This is a genomic window from Cytophagia bacterium CHB2 (assembly GCA_030263535.1).
Taxonomy (GTDB): domain Bacteria; phylum Zhuqueibacterota; class Zhuqueibacteria; order Zhuqueibacterales; family Zhuqueibacteraceae; genus Coneutiohabitans.
The window spans coordinates 1-3,745 of record SZPB01000494.1; the positions used below are offsets into that span (position 1 = coordinate 1).

General features: G+C 55.8%; 3 protein-coding genes. All 3 read right to left on the bottom strand.

The features are described from left to right. A partial coding sequence (locus FBQ85_27830; GenBank protein MDL1878944.1) for a response regulator occupies window positions 1-303 on the bottom strand: 303 nt, incomplete at its 3' end. Further along, complete coding sequence (locus tag FBQ85_27835) at window positions 300-518, bottom strand: hypothetical protein (protein MDL1878945.1); 219 nt, start codon at window positions 516-518, stop codon at window positions 300-302. The genes FBQ85_27830 and FBQ85_27835, both read right to left, overlap by 4 nt. 245 nt (window positions 519-763) lie before the next feature. Further along, window positions 764-3,745, bottom strand: a 2,982-nt coding sequence (locus FBQ85_27840) for a response regulator (protein ID MDL1878946.1), incomplete at its 5' end; no start/stop codon positions are given.

A 3,745-nucleotide genomic window follows, 5' to 3' on the forward strand; every position in this document is an offset into this window, starting at 1 on the left:
ATCGTAGGCGCCCAAACGCATGGCATCAACCGCCGTGTCAATGCTGGCATAGCCGGTGACCATGATCAATTCCGTGCCCAGCAATTTTTTCTGCATGCGCTGCAAAAGCTGCAAGCCGTCGAGATCAGCCAGAGTCAAATCGACCAACGCCACGGCAATATCTTCTTCCTGCAGAATCGCCCAGGCTTGCTCGCCGGTGGCGGCGGTGAAAAGTTGGTAGGTGTCGCCCAGCAACGTTTCAAGGCCAAAGACGCCTTCCGGCTCGTCGTCTACCAGCAAAATTTTGTCGCGCTCGTCGCTCACAACTGCTCCGTTGCTTTGATCACAAGCTCTTTCAATTTTTGCATTTCACTCGCCGCGATGCGCAAATGCTTGGCCAGGCGTTGGGCATTGGCATCTTTAGATTTTGCGACAAGCATCTCCGCGGCTTCCAGATTCAATTGCGCGGTGTTCACCGGATTGCGCAGATCATGCGCGAGTTTGGCCAGAACCGCGCGAGGGTCGTTGGAGGAGGGCATATTTTTTCCCGGATTGATTTATCTACCCAAAAAACTTTCACACAAAACCGCGAAGCCACAGAGAGTTCCCAGAGAAAGCTTCGTGGATTCTATGCGTCTTTGTCTCGTTTTTGCGAAATGTACTTTTTCTTGTTTGATTGCGGCTTATCGTTGCGCCGATACAAACACCTTGGCCTGTCATTCTGATAGAATCTTGTGAAACACTCGGAAGGCGGCTTGCGCAGAATCGCAAAATCACCTTTCTCCTACTCCAGCCACTTGGCAATCATGCCCAAGATGTCTTTTTTCTCAAACGGCTTGGTGAGATAATCGTCGCAGCCGGCGGCCAGCGCTTTTTCGCGATCGCCCTTCATGGCGCGCGCCGTGAGTGCCACCACCGGAATGTGTGCGAGTTGCTTCTGCGCTTTCAGCGTGCGCGCCACTTGATAGCCGTCCATTTTCGGCATCATGATATCCATGAGAATCATATTGGGCCGCTCATGCTGCGCAGATAAAATCGCCTCTTCGCCTTCCGCGAAGCTGACGCGATAGCCTTCATTTTCCAAAATAAACTGCATGGCGTAGCGCGTGTTTTCGTCATCCTCGACCACGAGAATATGCCCGCTCGGACGGCGGCGCTTTTTGGACGAAGCGGCTTGCGCCGGCGCCGGTTTGCGGGTAACGCCGGCGGCGCGTTTTATTTCTGCCGGCGATGGAATTTTTACCGGTACATGAATCGTAAACGTCGAACCGCTGCCGACTTTACTCACCACCTCGATGCGGCCGCCCAAAATCGCCAGCATGTTTTGCGAGATGGCCAGCCCCAAGCCCGTGCCGCTGTGGCGCCGGGCTTCGCTCATTTCCAATTGCCGGAACGGCTCGAAAATTTCTTTCAGGCGGTTCGCCGGGATGCCGATGCCGGTATCGCGCACCGCCATCGTCAATGCCGGCGCGCGATAATGCGCGGAAACGTCAAGGTAGCCGTCTTCGGTAAATTTGACGGCATTGCCGAGCAAATTCGTGAGCGCGCGGGTGAGCATGTTGCGGTCGCTATTGATCAACGCCGGCAGCGAATCCGCCAGATTGATTTGCAGTTTCAATTTTTTCTTCTCGCACAGCGGCCGCACGGTTTCCGAAATTTCCGAAATCATCAGCCGCGGATCGAAATCCTCGAGAATGGCTTCCATTTTGCCCGCCGCAATCTTGCTCAAATCCAAAATATCGTTGATGAGGGCGAGCAGATTCTTGCCGCTACGTTGCACAATCTCCAGGTGATGGCGTTGCTCCGGATGCATTTTTTTCGAATCATCGTCCAGCAAGATTTCCGAGAATTGTAAAATGGCGTGCAAGGGCGTGCGCAATTCGTGTGAGGTGCTGGCGAGAAACTCTGAAATATGCTGATTGGCGTGCGCCAACTCATGCGCTTTTTCTTCGGTTTGATGAAAGAGACGTGCGTTGTCAATGGTCAGCGTCGCTTGCGCGATCAAATCGGATAAAAATGTTGCGGGAATCGCGGGCGAGACTGTCGCGGCCTCGGCTTCAAAGCAAAGCACAAAACCAAAACTCCGTCCGCGCGAACGCAACGCGATCAACCGGGCAGAAAGAGTATCGGCGGTATCATTCGCCGGTGAAGCCGCAATCAATTCGCGCCAGGGCGCAGGCTCAAGCTCGACCAGGCGTTCACGTTCACGGCCGGTTTGTTCGAACAATTCTTTGAGCAGCTTTTCAGGAACATCGTCGTTTGTCAAGCGACGCCCGCGCCCTTTTTCAGTGCGCGCAGGCTGGCCGGCAGCCGCTACCCATTTCGCGGAAGTCAAACCGCCACTCACGCCGGCGGCAGCCACGGCATCGGCGCGCACCACAATCACCAACGGACACGACAACGCTTGCGCCATCAAGCCGGCAATATCGATCACGACTTCCTCCAATGTCGACGCGGCTTGAAAGGCGTTACCGATGTGCGCGAGCAGCCGGGCCTGGCGTTCGCTTGCAGCATGCGAGGCCAGCAACTCGCTGTTGGCGATGGCTAGGCCGGCATCATCGGCCAACAACTCCAGGTCATGAACTTGCGAAGCCTCGGGCCGGCGACCGTCGCTGGGACTGAACACCATGATCATGCCGATAGTTTTGTCGCGGCCGCGAATCGGCGCGAGCAGACAATCATGTTCATGCCAATCGCCCACTGCAAAAACATCGAGCGAGGCCGGCAGAAATGCCGGGCGCTTGCCTTGCAATTGCCGCGCATCGAGATAAAACGATTGGCTGATGCGCCAGCGTTCGAGCAAATACGGCGCGAGATCGGGATAAGAAATCTTCAAAAATTTACGCGGCAGGCTTGCCCGGCGCTCGTCAAATCCCGCGCTGGCCACCAATTCGTAGGTTTCATCCTGGCGGCGATGAAAAACGCCGACGCGTTGCCAACCCAGCGCTGAAATGGCATTGGCCACCGCCTGCATGATGACATCGAGGCTGACGTTGAGGCGAATATCTTCGCCAATCTCCATCATTTTGGCAAGTTGATCGATGCGACGCTGCAACTCGGCGGTGCGCTGCTGAATTTTCTGCTCCAGCTCCAGCGTATCCGCCGAAGTCCGCAAGCGTTTTAATTCATCCATCTCGCGGCCGATTGCCAGCGTGCCGAGCCATTCTTTCTTGGCATTGAACAACGGCCGCGCGCTCCACAGGCAGGTGATGGTTTCGCCCGAGCGCGTTTGCATCGCGGCTTCGTATTCGCGAAACTCGATTTTCACCGCCTCGCCGTAACCGCCGAGACGCTGCACTTCCTGCAAAAAATTCGGCAGTTTCTTTGCCGTCAACTCTTCCGCCGAGAAGCCCAAACGCTCTCGTGCTGGCGCATTCAAATAGAGGCATCGCCCGGTGGTATCGACAACGATAAAAATATCGTTTAATGTATCGAGTAGAGATTCAAAATACTGCCGCGTCGCCGCGATTTCATCTTGCTTGGCCTGCACGGCTTGCGCGCGGTGCGCCAACTCGTTTTCCAGCTTGCGCTGTTCGGTGAGATCGTGCGCGATCCACAAATAACGCACAATGCGTTGCTCATCTGCCGCCAGCGGAATCACGGCGAGATCGCTGACAAACGTGCGGCCGTCTTTGCCGCTGCTCAACACTTCCCCGCGCCAGGGCTTGTGCTGCGCCAGCCGGCGCTGGATATCCGCGAGCGGAAATGAATCCGAGGCAAAACACTCGCCGATCTCGTGTGCCAGGATTTCCTGCTTTGAGAAGCC